The organism is Bradyrhizobium sp. (genome assembly GCF_049798375.1).
Classification (GTDB): domain Bacteria; phylum Pseudomonadota; class Alphaproteobacteria; order Rhizobiales; family Xanthobacteraceae; genus Bradyrhizobium.
Window position 1 is genome coordinate 1 of the sequence record NZ_JBARGP010000222.1, and the last position, 2856, is coordinate 2856.

General features: G+C 61.2%; 3 protein-coding genes. All 3 read left to right on the forward strand.

Going from position 1 to position 2856, the window contains the following annotated elements; genetic code table 11:
• Positions 1-135: 135 nt before the first annotated feature.
• Entirely contained in the window at positions 136-1356 is a 1221-nt protein-coding gene (locus WA702_RS09505; RefSeq protein WP_425110265.1) for a PDDEXK nuclease domain-containing protein, read from the forward strand.
• A 284-nt stretch (positions 1357-1640) separates the two neighbouring features.
• Positions 1641-2396, forward strand: coding sequence for a hypothetical protein (locus WA702_RS09510; RefSeq protein WP_425110266.1), 756 nt, complete (start codon positions 1641-1643; stop codon positions 2394-2396).
• 132 nt (positions 2397-2528) lie between these two features.
• A partial coding sequence (locus tag WA702_RS09515) for a hypothetical protein (RefSeq protein ID WP_425110267.1) occupies positions 2529-2856 on the forward strand: 328 nt, incomplete at its 3' end.

Consider the following 2856-nt stretch of genomic DNA (forward strand, 5'->3'; position numbering starts at 1 on the left):
GGTCGCAATGCCGGCCCTGCCACATGTGGATCGGAAAGATCGGCAACGTGGCGCCAAGTGCCCAACGGGCGATTTCGAGCCGATCGCTTGCCAACCTGGATTTCCGATGGACTGAGTGCTGTGGATAGCAACACCATGGTAGCCGATGTCCACCGTGAACTTATTAACGCTGAAACTACCCTGCTGACAGTACCAATGACTGATATCGCATTAAGCGGCGCCGATTACAGCGGCATACACGGCGATATCGTTGCGCTTCTGGAACACGGTCGTCGCGCTGCGGCCCGAAGTGTCAACGCACTGATGACGGCGACCTACTGGGAGATTGGTCGCCGTATTGTCGAATTCAGCCAGGGCGGCGAGGGCCGTGCCACCTACGGTCAGGCCCTTTTAGAGCGGCTGTCGGTCGACCTGACAGCCCGCTTCGGGCGGGGGTTTGGGGTGGACAATCTGGAGCTGATGAGGATGTTCTACCAGACCTACCCGCCAGCCGCGATTTCCGGATCACTGATTCGGAAATCTACGCCCACAGGCCATCCAGGAAATTCCGAATCGCCGATTCGGAATTTCGATCTCGACCAGCTCGCGACAACATTCCAGCTGTCCTGGACGCATTACATCCACCTCATGCGGCGAACCCGGTCAGTTGAAGAAAGAGCGTTTTACGAAGCTGAAGCGCTTCGTGGCGGCTGGAGCGTGCGACAACTGGATCGGCAGATCAGCAGCCAGTTTCACACCCGTGCGATGCTGTCGAAGAACAGGCCGGCGATGCTAAAGAAGGCGGGCAAGGCGGAACCGGGCGACCTCGTGACCGCAGAGGAGGCAATCAAGGATCCTTATGTCCTTGAGTTCCTGGATCTCAAGGACGAATATTCAGAAAGTCAACTGGAGGAGGCATTGGTCCATCGGCTCGAAGACTTTCTTCTTGAGCTGGGTGGCGATTTTACGTTCGTCGGCCGCCAGCGTCGCCTTCGGATCGGTGAAAGTTGGTTCCGGGTAGATCTTCTGTTCTTTCATCGGCGTCTGCGATGTCTTGTTATTGTCGATCTCAAGCTCACCGAGCTCAATCACGCCGACGTGGGTCAGATGCACATGTACTGTAATTACGCGCGCGAGCACTGGACCCTGCCAGGAGAGAACCCGCCCGTCGGGCTGATCCTGTGTGCGCGAACGAATGCCGCGGTGGCGCGTTATGCGTTGGAAGGGTTGCCAAACAAAGTGCTGGCGGCTGAGTACCATATGGTCCTGCCGGATGAAAAGCTTCTCGCCGACGAACTGGCCAGAACCCGACGTGCATGGGAGGCCCAACATCGGTCGGAAGAGGGCGCTGACGGTTCAGACGGCCAACTGTCGTGACAGGGCGTAGCTTCACGATTGCGTCACGCCCGGCTAATCATCAACAACCATCCAGAGACGGACTGCTTGTTACCATGGCAACCTGTGTGCGGAAATGCATCTCCTTAGCGATTCGGCGAACCGTACAGGATGCGAACCAGAGCATGACACGGTGCGTGTGGTCGCCGACGCGAGCGGTCGGCGCGCAATCGTCGAGTCAGTCGATGAGCACCGCAGAAAATTGAGAAGCACGGCCAATGGATTTATCTCGTCAGCCCGACCAGCCACTGTTCCGAACCCGACGGATGCAGCTCGACATTTTCAGCGACAGCCGCGACGTGATGCTGCGCAATGACGTCCTGTCAGCGTTGCAGCGGTACGATGCCGCGGGCGCGCGGCGTGCGCGGCAGGCCCTTGCGGACGAGTATGCGGACGATGTCGCCCAGGTGTATTTCGATTCGATCGTCAATGCCCTCGAGGGTCGATCGAGGGTACCGTTTGACCGTTACGAAGCCGCCCTGCAGGCTCGCCAGGCGCTATCTCACGAAGTCCAGCCCGCAGTCGCGCATGTGTTTCCGAGGCAGAGCGGGGCCGCCTGGCTCGCACCGCTCTGGGCAGAACTGGCCGGACGCGCCGCTGCGCTGCCTTTCCGTGCGGACCACGCGGATGCGCACGCGGCGCCGCTCTTCCTGCTTGCTGCGGGGTGGGCCAAGGCGTCCGATGCGATATCCCGCATCGCGTCGTGGCGACGGATTCCAGCGCCGCTTTGCTGGATGACGGAGGCACGTTACCGACTCGATGGCCTGAACGCGGCCTGGCCATTGCTGGTGGAACTTGCGTGGCTTTCGCCATCCCGGTTCGACCAGCTTTTGAGCCGGCTTGGCGACGCGTGCGTCAATACGTTGCGGCGCGCCTCGATACGTCGTTCGACGGCGCCGGCGACATTGACGATCCTGCATGGTTTCCGGCGTGGGTACTCACGGAAAAGGCTGGCCTCGCGCCGCTGTTCAAACAGGCAGAGCCTTCGCGACGCAATGCGCCCGAGCGGGCGGCGAAGGTGATGCTCCAGTTACTCAGCCTGGAGCGTCAGGGCCGGCGTCACGAACTGCTGGAAACCCGGCGCGAACTGCAGGTGCTCAACACGGCGCTGTACGCCGCCTATATGAAGACGCGCTGAGCTGGCACCCCGGAGCATGACACGCACAACCTGTCACAAATGGACTTTCGCCACGCGGTTCCGGCGTGGCGCCTTCGGCTGGAAATCCGCGTTGCCGATCCAGCGGCTGAAAGAAGCGCTGGGGGAGATCCGGCAGATCGCCCGTGCCGATCCTGTTCTCGCTGCTGACGGCGCGGTCGCTTTGCTCGAAAAGCTTTCGCCGGCGCTTGAACACGTCGACAGCTCGTCGGGGGCAATTGGCACCGCCGTGAATCGCGCAATCGACGCGCTTGTGCCGGTCATTGCCGGGGTGGACGTGCCCGCTCCGGTCCGGATGCGTTGGCTGGATCGGCTGTTCGACGCGC

Bases quoted from the DNA above. Each gene is read 5' to 3' on its own strand.
- WA702_RS09510 (WP_425110266.1), top strand. From the start codon at position 1,641: ATGCAGCTCGACATTTTCAGCGACAGCCGCGACGTGATGCTGCGCAAT.
- WA702_RS09505 (WP_425110265.1), top strand. From the start codon at position 136: ATGGTAGCCGATGTCCACCGTGAACTTATTAACGCTGAAACTACCCTG.